8 protein-coding genes and 1 pseudogene are annotated in these 15,059 nt (G+C 73.8%); 3 read left to right on the top strand and 6 right to left on the bottom strand.

Annotated features, from left to right (window positions below; genetic code table 11):
* Positions 1 to 63: 63 nt before the first annotated feature.
* From AC3IX6_RS05225 to AC3IX6_RS05210, 4 genes are all read right to left on the bottom strand, one after another.
* Complete coding sequence (locus AC3IX6_RS05225) at positions 64 to 804, bottom strand: urease subunit gamma (RefSeq protein ID WP_489369073.1); 741 nt, start codon at positions 802 to 804, stop codon at positions 64 to 66.
* Between the two features lie 82 nt (positions 805 to 886).
* A complete protein-coding gene (locus AC3IX6_RS05220) occupies positions 887 to 2,062 on the bottom strand; it encodes an agmatine deiminase family protein (RefSeq protein WP_489369072.1) in 1,176 nt (391 codons plus the stop codon).
* A 144-nt stretch (positions 2,063 to 2,206) separates the two neighbouring features.
* Positions 2,207 to 2,791: a TetR/AcrR family transcriptional regulator gene (locus AC3IX6_RS05215; RefSeq protein ID WP_489369071.1), complete on the bottom strand. Its 585-nt coding sequence runs from the start codon at positions 2,789 to 2,791 to the stop codon at positions 2,207 to 2,209.
* A 61-nt stretch (positions 2,792 to 2,852) separates the two neighbouring features.
* Positions 2,853 to 6,068 (bottom strand): NACHT domain-containing protein, encoded by a 3,216-nt coding sequence (locus AC3IX6_RS05210; protein ID WP_489369070.1) that lies wholly within the window; start codon positions 6,066 to 6,068, stop codon positions 2,853 to 2,855.
* A gap of 123 nt (positions 6,069 to 6,191) precedes the next feature.
* On the opposite strand from AC3IX6_RS05210, the gene AC3IX6_RS05205 reads away from it, so the two are divergent.
* Complete coding sequence (locus tag AC3IX6_RS05205; protein ID WP_489369069.1) at positions 6,192 to 7,937, top strand: serine/threonine-protein kinase; 1,746 nt, start codon at positions 6,192 to 6,194, stop codon at positions 7,935 to 7,937.
* 412 nt (positions 7,938 to 8,349) lie between these two features.
* Here the strand turns inward: AC3IX6_RS05205 and AC3IX6_RS05200 are convergent.
* Together AC3IX6_RS05200 and AC3IX6_RS05195 are read right to left on the bottom strand one after the other, a co-directional pair.
* Positions 8,350 to 9,096, bottom strand: a pseudogene (locus AC3IX6_RS05200) (IclR family transcriptional regulator domain-containing protein); the annotation flags it as partial.
* Positions 9,097 to 9,908: 812 nt separating this feature from the next.
* Positions 9,909 to 10,517 carry an RNA polymerase sigma factor gene (locus tag AC3IX6_RS05195; RefSeq protein ID WP_489369068.1) on the bottom strand — a complete coding sequence of 203 codons (609 nt, stop codon included), beginning with the start codon at positions 10,515 to 10,517 and terminating at the stop codon, positions 9,909 to 9,911.
* 232 nt (positions 10,518 to 10,749) lie between these two features.
* Between AC3IX6_RS05195 and AC3IX6_RS05190 the strand changes: the two genes are divergently transcribed.
* Together AC3IX6_RS05190 and metG are read left to right on the top strand one after the other, a co-directional pair.
* Positions 10,750 to 12,990, top strand: a complete 2,241-nt coding sequence (locus tag AC3IX6_RS05190) for a hypothetical protein (RefSeq protein ID WP_489369067.1) — start codon at positions 10,750 to 10,752, stop codon at positions 12,988 to 12,990.
* Between the two features lie 322 nt (positions 12,991 to 13,312).
* The gene (gene metG, locus AC3IX6_RS05185; RefSeq protein WP_489369066.1) at positions 13,313 to 15,028 is read left to right on the top strand and encodes a methionine--tRNA ligase; all 1,716 of its coding nucleotides are present in this window, start codon (positions 13,313 to 13,315) and stop codon (positions 15,026 to 15,028) included.
* The last annotated feature ends 31 nt before the right edge of the window (positions 15,029 to 15,059 follow it).

The raw sequence follows: 15,059 nt of genomic DNA, 5'->3' as shown, positions 1-15,059 counted from the left end.
TGCCGTCCGCCGGGGCCGCGCCCGGGCGGCCGTGGCAGCCCGCGGAGTCGAAGACGCTGCCGCTCATGCCTGCTCCTGTCCTTGTGCCTGGTCCTTGTGCGAAGTCGCGCTGCCCTCGTACGAGGTGAGGTAGCCCGTGGCCCGGGCCTTGGCCAGGGCGGCCTCGCGCGCACCGGGCGCGTCCAGGGGGCCGTCGACGAGACCGGCGAAACCGATGGCCACGCGCGCCCCGCCGATGGGAAGCAGCTCCACCATCACGGTGGCTCCGACGTCGAAGCGGACCGAGGAGCCCGCTGGTACGGCGAGCCGGGTGCCGTAGGCGGCGGCGCGGTCGAAGGCGAGCCGCGGGTTCGACTCGAAGAAGTGGAAGTGCGAGGTGACGCTGATGGGCACGCTCGACGTGTTCCGCACGGCCAGCCGCACCGTCGGCGCGGCGCGGCCGTAGCCCGCACCGTCCCCGGGCAGGCCGGCGCCCGGGGCGTCGGCCCCCAGCGAACCCTCCTGCCGGAAGGGGTCGTCGATGACGCAGAGCCTCGTACCGTCGTCGAAGACGGCCTCGACCTGGATCGAGGTGACCACGTCGGGGACCCCGGGCAGCACCTCGTCGGCACGGAGCACGAGGCGGCCCGCCTCGATGGCCTCGGCCAGCCTGCGGCCGTCCCGCGCCGCCTCGCACACCGTGTCGGTGATCAGGGCGGTGGCCTCGGGGACGTTGAGCTTCACGCCGCGCGCGCGGCGGGCGCGGGCCAGCTCCGCCGCCGTGAAGATCAGCAGCCGGTCCCGCTCGGTCGGTGTCAGTCGCATACGGCCTCATCTGTGAAGGGAAGGGCGGGCCGCCCCGGTGTACGGCCGGTGCCGGTACTCGCGGTACCGGCACCGGCGGGTTCTACGGGCGCGGTTCGGCCATCGTGGAGCAGTGGATGCCGCCGCCCCCGGCCATCAGCCGGTCGACGTCGAGCTGCACCACGGTCCGGCCGGGGAAGGCGGCCGCCAGGGCCCGCTTCGCCGCCGCATCCTTCGCGGAGTCCCCGAACTGGGCCGTGATGACGGCCCCGTTGACCACGTGGAAGTTCATGTACGAGTCGACGAACTCGGGGTTCTTCGAGCGCGTGGTGTCGGGACCGTCGACCTTGATGACGGTCAGTCGCCGGCCCCGGGCGTCCGTGGCCGCGGAGAGGATGGAGAACTGCTCGCGGGCATCGCGCGCCCACACGTCGTCGCGGCCCGCCGGCGGCACCTGGACCATGACCACACCGGGTCGGATGAAGCGCGAGGTCACGTCGATGTGGTCGTCGGTGATGTCCTTGCCCTTGATGCCGGGCACCCAGATCATCTTGTCGGCGCCGTACGCGTGCAGAACGGCGTCCTCGACCTCGGCCCGGCTCCAGCCCCGGTTGCGGTTCTTGTTGACGAGGCTGCTCTCCGTGGCCATCACGGTCCCGTCGCCGTCGGTCTCGATCGCCCCGCCCTCGCCGACGAAGTCCGTCTTGCTGAAGGGGAGATGGGACTCGTAGGCGATGCTCTCCGCGACGTGGGCGTCGTAGGAGTGGGCCTGCTTGTTGCCCCAGCCGTTGAAGTTCAGGCCGATCGCGTCGAGCCCGCCGCGGCCGTCCCGGCGGAAGACCGGTGCGATATCGCGCATCCAGAGGTCGTCGGTGCCGATGGCGGTGGTCACGGTCACGCCCGGGCCGCACCAGGAACGGGCGGTGGCGGCCGTCGAGGAGTCCGGTGCGCACATCACGACGGGCTCGTAGCGCGCGATCGTCTTCGCGATCAGCGCGATGTCCTCCTGGACCCCGGTCAGCGCGCGGCCGCCCCAGATCGAGGAGCGCGAGGGCCAGGACATCCAGGTGCGGGCGTGGGGAACGTCGTCGAGGTCCACCCGCCAGCGCTGCACCGCCGCGCTCGGCGCCCGGAGCGCCCCCGGCGCCGCGGCGGCCGCGGTACCGAGCGCGACCCCCGCCGCTCCGAGTCCGGCGGCCCCGAGGACGCGCCTGCGGGAGGGGGCGGAGCCGAAGAACCGGCCGAAGAGGGAGCGGCTGTCGTCGGGGGAGTCGTGCATCGAGGAGCCTCCGGATCACGTGGGGGTGCGGGCCGAGAGCGGCCATGGCCAGAACTCTGTCACTGACTGAAAATTCAGTCAAGGCGCGGGACGTGCGTGATCCCCATGGAGGGAGGGGTGTCTTACGAGACCTGCGCCCGCGGCTCAGGCGGTGCGGGAGAGGCGGTCCAGCTCGGCGGCGATGGAGGACACCATCAGCTCGCGGGCGTGCGCCAGGGGCAGGCTGCCGCTGAGCCAGCGCGAGCTCAGCCCCTCCACCAGGGCGGTCAGCCGCTCGGCGGCGCCGGAGAGGGTGGCGGCGGGGGCCATGGGATGGACCTGCCCGAGCAGGTCGCCCACCTCCTGGATCCACACGCGGGTGGCGCCGGCGAGGTCTTCCCGCAGGTCGGGGTCGAACACCGCGCTGGCGCGCAGCTCTCCCCAGGCCGTGCTGTTCTCCCGTACCGCGGGGTCGTCCTGGAACTCCAGCAGGAGCGTCTGCTCCAGCTCGCCCAGGGCGTCGAGCGGCGGATCGGCGGGGTCGCGCTCCGTGGTGTACCGGCCGGCGCGGTCGTTGATGAACTCCAGGGTGGCGCGGAGGATCCCCGCGCGGTCCTTGAAGTGGTAGTAGATCAAGGCCGTGGACACGCCCGCCTCGGCGGCGAGCTCCTCCACGCGCAGGCCGCGGACGCCGCGCCGGGCGATGACCCGCGCGGCGCCTTCCATGATTGCCGTTCGACGATCAGCCACGGTTCGACACCTTACCCGCAGGCTCCCGTCGATCGCCCGGGCAAGGTGACGGAATGTCCAGTCAGAAGTCGTTGTGGACGAGGATCCGGGAGGGCAGCGTGGAGAGGCCGTACAGCTGGGTCGCAGACAAGCTGATGCGGAGCTCCTCCAAGGCGTGCGCACCTGCCAGGGGGGAGACGTCGACGATGCCGGTCAGAGCCACCTTGCCCCAGAGCCTGCACTGAATGAGGCGAGGGAAGGCGCGTGGCAGGCTGCCGATGATCTTCTGTCCGGTGACGGTGTCGTCGAGGCCGCTCACGTCGAGATGGGTGAGTTCCGCCAGGACGGTGTCGGACGGAAGGACGTCGAACGAGACCGCGTCCAGGAAGAGCCGGGAGAGCGACCGAAGGGAGGAGAGTTCCTGCCAGTCTGCGGCCGTCGCGGCGCCGGAGAATCCGAGGGATTCGAGCAGGGGGAAGCGGCTGATTCCCCTGATTTCCGCCTCGTGAGGAAAGTGGCTGAACATGTCGAGGTGTTGGAGGGGGGCATCCGGATGGAAGTCGGCGGGCGCCCATCCCCGGAGTTCCGCGCTGGAGACGGAGAGGCTGCAGAGGTCCGGCAGCTGCCCCAGGGGACGGAGGTCCACGTTCGCATCGAGGTCGATGTTCAGGTGCCGGACGGGAAGCCCGACGAACGGGGAGAGGTCGGCGATCGGGTCGCCCTCGCGAGCCGTGAACGACTCGAGCCGCGTCTGGCCGGCCAGGAAGGACAGGTCCGGCAGGGTGGAGTTCAAGAACTGCAAGCCCGTCAGTGCATGCCGGGAGAGGTATGAGGTGAGCACCTCCACGGATGGATCGCTCCTGACGTCCAGGGATTCCGGGGACACCCCCAGTCGCTCCAGGAGGTGTATCTGTTCATCGGAAGTGACGGTGTAGTCCAGCCCCTCCGGGTTCAGCTGCGCGATGATCTCTTCCGCGTACCGCACGGTGTCGAAGCGCGACCAGGCCCACACGAGCTGACGGCGGATCTCGAGGGGCGAGTCCCATTCGGCGGCGTACCGGGCGAGGAAGGGAACGGCGGCGTCGGACACGACGTGGGAGGCCGCGACGACCACGTGGCGCGCGTCCGGGGAATCGACGGCGTCCGGGCCGGGGAGCAGGTCCAGGATCAGGGGACCCACTCGTGCGAGTGCGCGGGCCTCGTCGTCGTCGCTCGGCGGGATCAGTCTGGCGGTGCGTTCCTCCACCGCCGCGCGGACGGCCGGTTCCAGCGTCGTGGCGTGCTCCAGGCAGGCCGCGGCGAGGAGGTAGACGCGGAAGCGGACGCGCTGGTCCTCGGTGCCGTCTCCGAGGCTCAGCATGTCCTCGAAGAGGGTCACCCGCTCGCGGGGTCGGGCCAGGGCGACCGCCATGCGGATGACGTCCTCCCACTGGTCGTCGGCCGCGTGCGCGGCGAGCAGGCCGAAATCGCCCTCCTCCACCGCGGCCCGTGCGCCCAGGAAGTCCTGGAAGGTGCGGTGGATGAAGTCCACCGTCCCCGGGGTCGGTTCGCGGAGCAGGCCGCTGCGCTGGAGGAAGTGGTCGAAGACGGCTGATGCCCTGCCCAGCGCCGCCGCCTCCGGGACGGCGGGGAGGGCGCGGCCGATGATGTCCTCGGCCTGGGAGCGGTCCATCTCCGTGCGGCCGTTCTTGATGAGCCAGTACGCGAGCCGTTGGAGGAGTTCGAGCTGTGGCTCTTCCCGAAGGTCGGGGACGTTGACGTCCCGTTCGCGATCGCGGCGACTGATCAGCATCGACAGCGCGGCTTCGTACAAGTCCTTGCGGCCGTGCGGGAGATAGCCCCGCCGGTCACGGTGGAGTGCGCAGATCAGGCCGCACATCAGGGGGTTGGTGGCCAGCCTGCCGAGGTCGGACTTCGTGCGGATTGCGGTGAGGAGCTGGGCCTCGTACCCGTTGAGTTCTGCCGCGGACTCGGACCCGCCGCGGGCGGCTGTGTGCCAGCGCTTGATGAAGGTGGCGGTGTCGGCGCGGCCCATGGCGGACAGCGCCAGTTCGCCGAACCCTTCCTCGGTCAGCCAGTCCTGGCCCACGGCCGACGGGCGCGAGGTGACCAGCCAGCGGTTGTTGTTGCCGGCGTACGTGTCGATGAGGTCCCGCAGCCAGCGGCGGGTCCGCTCGCGTTCGGGTTCCGGAATCTCGTCGATGCCGTCGATCAGGACCAGTCCCCGCCCGGCGGTGAGCACCCGGTGTTCCCATCCGGCGGGCTGGGAGCCGGCGAGGGGGCAGCCGATCGAGGCGAGGAAGTCCTTGGGGGCGGGGAGCCGTTCGCCGTGGCGGGTGAGGGTACGGAGCGGGAGTACGAAGGGGATCCGGTCGCGGAGGTATTCCGGCCAGTCCGGGCGGTCCTGCTGTGCGGCGGTGACCGCCAGCCACTGGACGAGGGTGGTCTTGCCCGAGCCGGCCTCGCCCCGCAGGAGGACGCGGGGGGTGCGGGCCAGTGCCTGGTCCGCGGGCTGGGGTTCCAGGGTCCGCTGCACCGCGAGGAAATCCTCCGCGGTCTCGTAGGCGTCCCAGGAGATCTCCGTGCGCCCCAGCGGCGCCGCCTCCAGGCTGAGGTAGGCCACGTCCAGAGGCCAGCGCGCCGGCGAGTTGCTGAGGTCGATGCCGTAGATGGTGAGCTTGGAGTGCTTCTTCGCGACGTACGGCAGGTACATCGCCTCGAACGCGGCGTCCGCCGCGTCGGGGAGCGGGGTGCGTCGGATCAACTCATCCGTCTTCGACGTCAGTTCGGCGACCGCCCGGGTCTGGCCGACCAGTGCGCGGGCCGTGAAGGTCTTGCGCTGGGTGAAGAACTCCAGGATGTGCAGGGAGGCGGCGCCGAGCAGGGCCTCGTAGAAGTACGTGGCGTCGGCGGAGAGGTGGCGCTCCGGGCGGTCGGCGGCGCGGCGCAGTTCGCGGGCGAAGGCCTCCGGGCCGAGGCGGACGGCGTCGACGTCCGTGATCGTGAGGTCGCCCAGTGCGTACAGGGTCGTGGCGAGGGCGTCGGTGACGGCGTTCTCCTCGTCCGCCGGGATCCGGCGTTCGCCCGTGCTCAGGGCCTGCTGGACGAGGGTGGCGGCCAGGGTGCGCACGTCGGACTCGGTGAGCGTGCGCTTCTCGCCCCTGAACGAGACGTACCCGGAGAGCCGGACCGGCTTGTCGACCAGCCCCGCCCCGGGGGCGTCGGCGACGAAGAACTTCCTGACGAGCGGGCCGATCACGGCCGTCGCCAACTTGAGCCCGATGGCTGTGGGTTCCACGTGTGCCCCCCCCGTAGAGCTGTGCCGGTGCCGCGCGACGCGATTCTAGAGTGCGCCGTGCTCAGGCCGCTGGTGGAGCGGGCTACGGCATCATGGCTCCGGGACCGGTTGAGGGGGAGCGCGGTGGCACAGGACGAGGTGCGCGGCAGTGTCGTGGTGGCCGGGCGGTACCGCCTGGAAGACCGGTTGGGCCGGGGCGGGATGGGCACCGTCTGGCGGGCCACCGACGAACTGCTCGGGCGTCCGGTCGCCGTCAAGGAACTGCACGTCGGCGAGGGCGACGGGGACGGCGTGGCCGCGGGGGCGCTGCGCGAGGCGCGGGCCGTGGCGCACGTGCGCCACCCCCATGTCGTCGTGGTCCACGACGTCGTCGAACACGACGGGCGCCCCTGCATCGTGATGGAACTCGTCGACGGCGGGTCCCTCGCCGACCTGATTTCCCGCGGGAAGACCCTCACCCCGGTCGAGACGGCCAGGACCGCACTCGCCCTGCTCGGCGCCCTGACCGCGGCGCACGGCCGCGGCGTCCTCCACCGGGACGTGAAGCCGGCCAACGTCCTCATGGAGTCGGGGACCGGCCGCGTGGTGCTCACCGACTTCGGCATCGCCCGGTTCTCCGGAGCCACCACCATCAGCGAGACGGGTGCCTTCGTCGGCTCCCCCGAGTACACCGCTCCCGAGCGGATGCGGGGAGCCGAAGCCGGTCCGGCCGCCGACCTGTGGTCGCTCGGCACGCTCATGTGCACCGCGCTGACCGGGGAATCTCCCTTCCGCCGCGATTCGCTGGGCGGCGTCCTGCACGCCGTCGTCTCCGCGGAGATCCGGCCGCCCGCCCAGGCCGGGCCGCTCCTGCCGGTCATCCGGGGCCTGCTGGAACGCGACCCGGAGCGCAGGATGGCGGCGGCCGAGGCGGACCGGCTGTTGTCGGCGTACCTGGCGGGCGGCGGCCCGGCCGGAGGCGGCCCGGCCGGTCCGGCCGAGCGGATGACCGTAGCCGCGGACCGGGTGCCCGTACCCGCCGAGCACATGTCCGTACCGGCCGCCCGGGTGCCCGTGCCCGCCGACGGCTCCGCCCCCGCCGCCGGACCCGCGCCGGCGTCGGTGTCGCAGTCCGAGGGGCTGACGGCCCCGGCCGTGGCTCCGCGCCCGACGGCCAGGCAGCGCGTCGCCACCCGGCGGGGCCTGGGCTTCGCGGCGGCCGCGGCCGTCGTCGTCCTGGTGGCGGGCGGGGTGGTGGTGGGCGTCGACCCGCTGCGCTCGCTGTTCGGAGCGGGGGAGGGGGAGGGGGACGAGGCGCAGGCATCACGGAGCGCGCCGGCGGCTCCCGGAGGCTCCGCGAGCCCGCCCGCGGGCCCGAGCGGGGCCGGTTCCAGCCCGAGTCCGGTGGGGGTGGCCCCGGGCGGGCCGCCGCCCTCCGGGTACCGGACCTTCGCCGACCCGCAGGGCTTCGCCATCGCCGTGCCCGAGGGGTACCAGCGGGCCACCGACGACCAACGGGTCTTCTACGTCTCCCCGGACGGGGCCTTCCGCGTCGGGATCCGGGTGAAGATGCCGGTGCCCGGCGGTCCGCTCGGCGTGATGCGGCAGGCCCACGCCAAGGGCCCGGACACCAACCCCGGCTACCGCGGCGGCACCGTCGTCTCCACGACCCACCACGAACTTCCGGCGGCGCTCTGGGAGTTCACCTGGAACGGCTTCGATCCGGCCGAGGGCCCCCGGCACACCTACGACCTCTGCTGGGACCAGAACGGCCGGATGTACGACATTTGGGTCTCCGCACCGGTAGACGAACTCGCCGCCGCCAAGCGGCACTTCGACACCGCCGTGGCCACCTTCGTCCCCGGCGCACCCGGCTCCGTCGCCCCCTGAACCCGCCACGCCCCGTGTTCCGGGCCTCGGGTCCCCGTCAGGTGCGCAGCACCACCAGCCCGTCCTGCCCGTCGGCCGTCCGCAGGCTGCCCGGGACCAGCGGGGCGAAGGTGCGCGGGAGCGCCAGCCCGGGGGCTCCGTCGCCCTGAGGGGCGTCGAAGAGGTACGCCGCCTCCGAGGCGCTGTCGCTGACCAGGTGCGGCCCGTCCGCCCCGCCGGTGGCCCGGGTCAGCGGGGTCCGGAAGACCCGGCGCAGCTGGCGCAGGGTCTCCGCCGTGACCGGTAGCGGCATCGGCCGCGGTTCCGGCTGCGCCCGGAGCTCCGGCCCGGCCGCCCCGGCCGCGCCCGACGCCCCCTCCGCTGCCGCCTCCTCCTCCGGGGAGTCCGCGGCGTCCGGCGGGATCGCCCCCGCCAGCAGCAGCGCCAGGAGCACCGGAACCGCCTTCAGCCGGAGCGCCTCGGTGGCCCGGCCCAGCCGGTGCGCGTGCCCGCCGGGCAGCGACAGGGCGAGGCTGCCCGCCGCGTCGCCGAGCGCCAGGGGGACCGCCGCGCACACCACGCCGGGGGCGTACTCGCGCAGGTCGAAGACGGGGGCCCCCGGGGCCACCGCGTCGAGCGCGCTGAACAGGGCCCGGCTGTCGGTGATGGTCCGCTCGGTGAGCCGGGCGGGCCGGTGCCGGGCCACGTGGTCGGCGCGGCCGTCGTGGTCGAGCTGGCTCAGCAGGCACTTGCCCACCGCACTGGCGTGCGCGGCGTCCCGGAAGTCCACCCACTCCTGTACCGGCGGGGCGCCGGGCCCGTCCGCCATCTGGGTGATCCGGACCTCCCCCTCCGCGTACCGGCTCAGGTACACGGCCGCACCCGCGCTGTCCCGCGCCAGGGCCAGCGTGCGCTGCAACTGGGCCGCCAGGCCCCGGCCGCCGGGGGCCGCGAGCCGGTCGAGGGCCGGCCCGGGCGCGTAGACCCCGACGCCGGAGCGGTACGCGTACCCCTCCTCGCAGAGCATCGACAGCAGCGGCCCGAGCTCCGCCTCGGTCAGACCGGCCTCCCGCCCGAGCCGCCCGGCCCGTACGCCGAGCGGCCGCCGCTGCAGGACCCGTACGACGGCCAGGGCGCGCCGGGCGGCCGTCAGGGCCTCGCCCCCGCCGGGCTGGACCACGGTCCCGCGGGCCGCCGCCGTCAGCGCGGGGTGGCGCAGCGGGCCCGAACCCAGCCGGCCCGCCCCCGTCCGGGGCGGCCGCGCCGGAGCGGCCGGCGGCCGGAACGCGTCCAGTGCCCGGGACACCCCGGGCCTGGGCAGCGGTACCGGGCCCAGGTCGGGGTCGTCGAGCTGGTCGACGTAGCGCAGGACGGCGGCCTGCGCGCAGAGCCGTACCTCGCGGAGATCCCGGCGCCCGCTCGGCCGGAAGCGGCGCCGGCCCAGCTCCCGGGCCCAGACCCGGGCGTCGTGGTGCTCGCCGCGCCGGGAGTGGTCGAGGAAGAGGCAGTACGCGGCGTGCGTGGTGCGGCTGCGCCCGGAGCCGGCGGCGAACTGCCACCAGAACCGGGCCCCTTCGCGCAGCCCGGCCAGGTGCAGCAGACAGCCGAAGACCACGGCTCCGGGCAGGTCGGCGTGGCCGCCGCTCTCGAAGGCGTCGAGCCGCTCCGGGGCCCCCGTGGCGCACACGGAGGCCAGGCAGGCGGCCTTGAGGTCGCGTCCGGCCCGTTCGGAGTCCAGCGGCAGGTCGCGCAGGGGGTCGCTCCAGCCCAGCGTGCGGCGCCGGGCGTGGGTTCCGCCGCGCCGGGGAGCCGGAGCGGGCAGCGGCTTCGGTCCCGCGGCGGTGGAGTCGGCGCCGCGCAGCAGCCGGGCCTCCGCCGCGCCCAGGTCGTAGTGCGGATAGCGGTCGCGCACGCTCGCCCGGGCCAGGAACTGCTCCAGGGAACGCGGGAGTCCGCCGTCCTCGCGACGGGTTCCGCGGCTCGTGTTGCGGTTCATGACTCGGCGGACGTGTCGAGCAGCCGGGCGAGCCGCCGCTGGGCCTGGCCGAGCTGCGAGCGGACCGTGGCCTCGTCCACACCCATGATCGCGGCGGCTTCGCCGGGGGTGCACTGGAGCCCGTACCGCAACAGCACGGCGTCGCGCTGCCGTTCGGCGAGCCGGGAGACGGCGGAGTAGAAGCGGATGGTGTCGGTGAGCACCTCGTACTGGTCGGCTTCCGCGTGGGCCTCCTTGAGCGCCGCCTCGAAGGCACTGGTGTCCATCGGTTCCGGCCAGGGGCTGCGGCGGAACTGGCGGTCGATGAGCCGCTGTTTGAGGACGGTCCACGCGTAGGCGTCGAGCCGGTCCATGTGCAGCATCCGCAGCCATTCGCACATGATCGAGTCGAAGGCGGCGTCCACCGCTTCCTCGGCCGCCGCGTCCGAGCCCAGTTGCAGGTACGCGAACCGCATGTAGGCCGGGCGCCGGTCGGCGTGGAAGGCCCAGTACGACAGGCGTGCCGTCGCGTTCCACTGGCTCATGGGCGCCGGCCGCCGTCGCCGGCTCGGCAGACCCACGGCCCCGCCACCGGACTCCTCCGGAAGACCGCTGCCATCGCTCACCGCTCCACCCCATCCCGTGTGCGGGGCAAGGAAATCAGCGCGGGCGCACTCGGAGGGCGCAGAGACGAAAGCTGGAAGAATTACGTTAGGTGATGATCACGTGCTGATCGATGTCGATCGCACGCGCGCTCAACCAGCGCAAACGCATATGCCGTTCTCCTGTGCGCCCGTTTCGTGCCCCGTCGGGGAGCACGGCGTGTGACCATCCCAAGATTCACTCGTTTGTCGGAGAGTGGGCACAACACAGCGATTCGGCTCCACCGCCGTGGAGCAGGCCGAGGCCGTCCTCGTCGAGCACTACCCCCAACTGGTACGGCTCGCCTACGTGACGCTCCCGGTCACCCTCGGCCGCCATACCCGGGTCCTCCTCGCGCACAAGGCGGTCCAGCGGGCACTCCCGCGCGGCGGGCTCGGCAGCGCACAGGAGGCCCCGGCCGGTCCCGACGGGCCGGGCGGCCCCCTGACCCAGGTGCGCGTACGGGTCCTGCGCGCGAGCCTCGCTCCGACCGGCCGGGCCCGCCTCGCCGCGGCCGGGCTCGGGTGGCCGCCGGTGCCGCCCTTCGTCTGGGGGCTGCGGCTGTGGCCCCCGGCGGGCGGGATCGACGAGCCGGCCCGGGTGCTGGGCGCGGCGCCGGGGCCGGTCCGGGCGGCGTTCGTCCTGCACGGCATGGACGGCCTGCCCGAGGAGGCGGTGGCCCGGCTCCTCGGCGCGGCCGGGGTCGCCGACCCGGCGGACGCCGTGCGGGAGGCGCTGGCCGCTTGGGGGGAGTGGGCGGGCGGCGCTCCCGGGCGCTCGGAAGTGGGCCCGGGCGCCGGGCCGTGGGCGTGGGAGGCGCGGTCCGCGACGGATCCGGGAACGGTGCGCGGAGGTGCCCTGTCGCCGGGCCGCGGAGCGTGGGCCGGGCCCGTGGCGGGGGCGACGGGCCGTGGCGGCTTCCACGGCGCTGCCGGGCATGCCGGTGGTCACGGCGGTGGGGGCGCAGGCGGGAACACCGCTGGGGAAACGCTCCTGCGGGGGCCGGGCGGCGTCGAGTTCGATGCCGCCGTGGTCAGTGCCCGCCCGACCGACCTGCTGCGCCGGCGGCGCCGTACCCGGGCCGGCTGGACCGCCGCGGCCGCCCTGGCCCTGGCCGCCGGGATCCTCGCGGCCGACGGGTCGCCGCCCCGCCCCGAGGCCTCGCCCCTCGCCGGACCGGCCGTCGCCGGGGCGCTGGACCCCGCCCGGCTGGTCCGTGTTCCCGCCGAGGCCTGGGCGGACACCGCCCGCGTCGACTTCACCGCCTGGCCCGCGCGCGGCGCCCGCACCGCCGACCGGGGCCTGCTCGCCCGCGCCCTGGCGGCCTGGGCCGCCCGGCCCCGGGAGGTGGCGGTGACGGCCGCGCCGGGGACGGCCACCGACGCACCGCTGCACGCGCCGCAGCTGCTGTACGCGGGGGACGTCGACGGGCGGGCGGTCGTGCTGCTGCTCGACGGGGACCGGGTCGTGCGTTACGGCGAAGCAGCCGACGGGCCGCGCGGCCGGGAGCTCGCCTTCGCCCGTACCGACGAGGCGAACGTGACCACCGCGGCCGCGCTGACCCTGAGCCGCTCCCCGGGGAAGGGGACCGGGACCGGTCCAGATCCCGGCACCGGCACCGGCACCGGGAACGACAACACGGACGGGGGCCGGGCCAGGTACCTGCTCGCGCCGTGGATCGCCCGGGCCGGCACCCGCGACCTGCTCCGGACGGAGGAGGGGGCCAAGCCGTTGGCGGTCTCCGCCGACGGGGTCACCGAGGAGGCCGCGGTGCCCCGTACGGAAGGCGGCGCCTGCGCGGCCTGGCCCGTACTGGAGCTGACCTCCTCCGCCCGCATCGTGGAGAAGCACGCCTTCGTCCTCGCCGACCTGGGCGCGCTGACCCCCGTACACCTGACCTACACGCCGCTGCCCGACGGTCCGGGCGCGGTGGCGGCCCGCCAGCCGCGCGAGGCCACCGGCCCGGCCGCGCGGGCGGCCTGGGCTCCGGTCGCCTGCCGGCTGCGGGAGTACGGCGCCGGCGGGGTACGGGCCGTCAACATCTGGGACTTCGCCGACTCCGCACTCCCCGACGGCGCGGGCCGGGCCGTCTGGACCTGCACCCGGGCCTCCGGCTGGGCCGGCCCGGGCGACGTCCTGGTCCAGCTCCGCCTGCCCGCCGGAGCTCCGCAGGACGTGGCGCGGTCCCGCGCGACCGCCGCGTGCGGACGGTTCGGACAGCACCTGCTCGCGGGCACCCGGTGGAGGTCGCCGGCCGGCCGCTGGTACCTGCTGGCGGCGGGCAGCCGCGAGGTCGCGGGCATCACGGCGGCCGGCGCCGTCCGCGCGGAGGCAGCGGGCCGGACCCTGACCGTCCCCGTCGCTGGTCCGCAGGGCCCCGCGGCCACCCTGACGGCCAGACTCGCGAGCGGAGTCCGGATCACCGCGATCGACGGCGCCCGGGGCGGCCGCGACTGACCGCCCGCCGCCGGGGCCACCCTCCGCGGCGCGGTCCGCGGTCCGCGGCACCGTCCGCGGCGGCACCGTCCGCGGCCGCCGCGGACGGTGTCCCACCGGGGCGGACGGCGGTTCGGCGGCTGCCCGGCCCGCTGTACCATGGCCGCAGCGCGAGGGCCGTGACGGAGAGGTCACAGTCCTCGCTTTTGCGTTGCACCCGTCAGTTTTGCGCTGTACCCCCCAGTCCACCCCGAAGAAATGCGGGCGCGTGGCGTTTCGGCGGTTCGATACGATGAACCGCACGTCACGTCGTACCGGCATATATGAAATGGAGCATCCGAGGATGGCTCGACACCTGATCACCAGCGCGCTTCCCTATATCAACGGGATCAAGCACCTGGGCAACATGGTCGGGTCGATGCTTCCGGCGGATGTGTACTCCCGGTACCTCCGCCAGCGCGGCCACGACGTCCTCTACATCTGCGCCACCGACGAGCACGGCACCCCCGCCGAGCTCGCCGCGAAGGCGGCCGGCCTCTCGGTCGCCGAGTTCTGCGCGCAGGCCCACGACGCCCAGAAGGCGGTCTACGACGGCTTCGAGCTGTCCTTCGACTACTTCGGCCGCAGCTCCTCGGAGCAGAACCGCGAGATCACCCAGCACTTCGCGCGCCAGCTCGAGAAGAACGGCTTCATCGAGGAGCGTGCGATCCGGCAGGTCTACTCGCCGGTCGACGGCCGCTTCCTGCCGGACCGCTACGTCGAGGGCACCTGCCCGCACTGCGGCTACGACAAGGCCCGCGGTGACCAGTGCGAGAACTGCACCCGCGTCCTGGACCCCACGGACCTGATCGAGCCCCGCTCGGCCATCTCCGGCTCCACCGAGCTGGAGGTCCGCGAGACCAAGCACCTCTTCCTCCTCCAGTCCAAGCTCCAGGTCGAGGTCGAGGCCTGGGTCGCGGAGCACGAGGAGGAGTGGCCGCAGCTCGCTTCCTCCATCGCCCGCAAGTGGCTGACCGAGGGCCTGCACGACCGCGCCATCACGCGCGACCTCGACTGGGGCGTCCCGGTCCCCGCCGACACGTGGCCCGAACTGGCCGCCGACGGCAAGGTGTTCTACGTCTGGTTCGACGCCCCGATCGAGTACATCGCCTCGACCAAGGAGTGGGCGGACGCCGACCCGGCGAACCGCGACTACAAGTCCTGGTGGTACGAGGCCGAGGACGTCCGCTACACCCAGTTCATGGCCAAGGACAACGTCCCGTTCCACACGGTGATGTTCCCCGCCACCGAGCTCGGCGTCCGCGAGCCCTGGAAGATGGTCGACTACGTCAAGGCCTTCAACTGGCTGACGTACTATGGCGGCAAGTTCTCCACCTCGCAGAAGCGCGGCGTCTTCACCGACCAGGCGCTGGAGATCCTCCCGGCCGACTTCTGGCGCTACTTCCTCATCGCCAACGCGCCCGAGTCCGACGACTCCTCCTTCACGTGGGAGCACTTCGCCGCCACGGTGAACAAGGACCTCGGCGGCACGCTGGGCAACTTCGTCAACCGCGTACTGACCTTCTCCCGCAAGAAGTTCGGCGACGAGGTCCCCGCCGGCAGCCCCGCGGGCGAGGTCGAGGCCAAGCTGGGCGCGCAGATCGCCGAACTGCTGGCCGAGTACGAGGGCCACATGGACGCCCTCCAGTACCGCAAGGCCGCGGCCGCGCTGCGCGCCCTGTGGTCCGCCGGAAACGCCTACCTCGACGAGAAGGCCCCCTGGACCGAGGTCAAGACCGATCTGGAGGGCGCGGCGCTCACCCTGCGCACGGCGATGAACCTCATCCACCTCTACTCGGTGGTCTCCGAGCCGTTCATCCCGGCCTCGGCGCGCGCCATGCGCTCCGCGTTCGACCTCGCCGACGACACGGCCACCTGGGTCACCCCGGAGCAGGCCGCCTCGCTCGACGCGGTGCCGGCGGGCACGCCGTTCACGGTTCCGGCGGTGCTCTTCCCGCGGGTCACCGAAGAGGACCTTGAGTCGTACCGCGAGCGCTTCGGCGGCAACCCGGAGGCCTAGGCCCACCGGCCTTCCAGGCGGCAACTCACGC

This window comes from Streptomyces sp. GL_141 (assembly GCF_057834385.1).
Note: the sequence above shows the minus strand (reverse complement) of the source record. Positions and strands in the feature narration are given on the sequence as shown.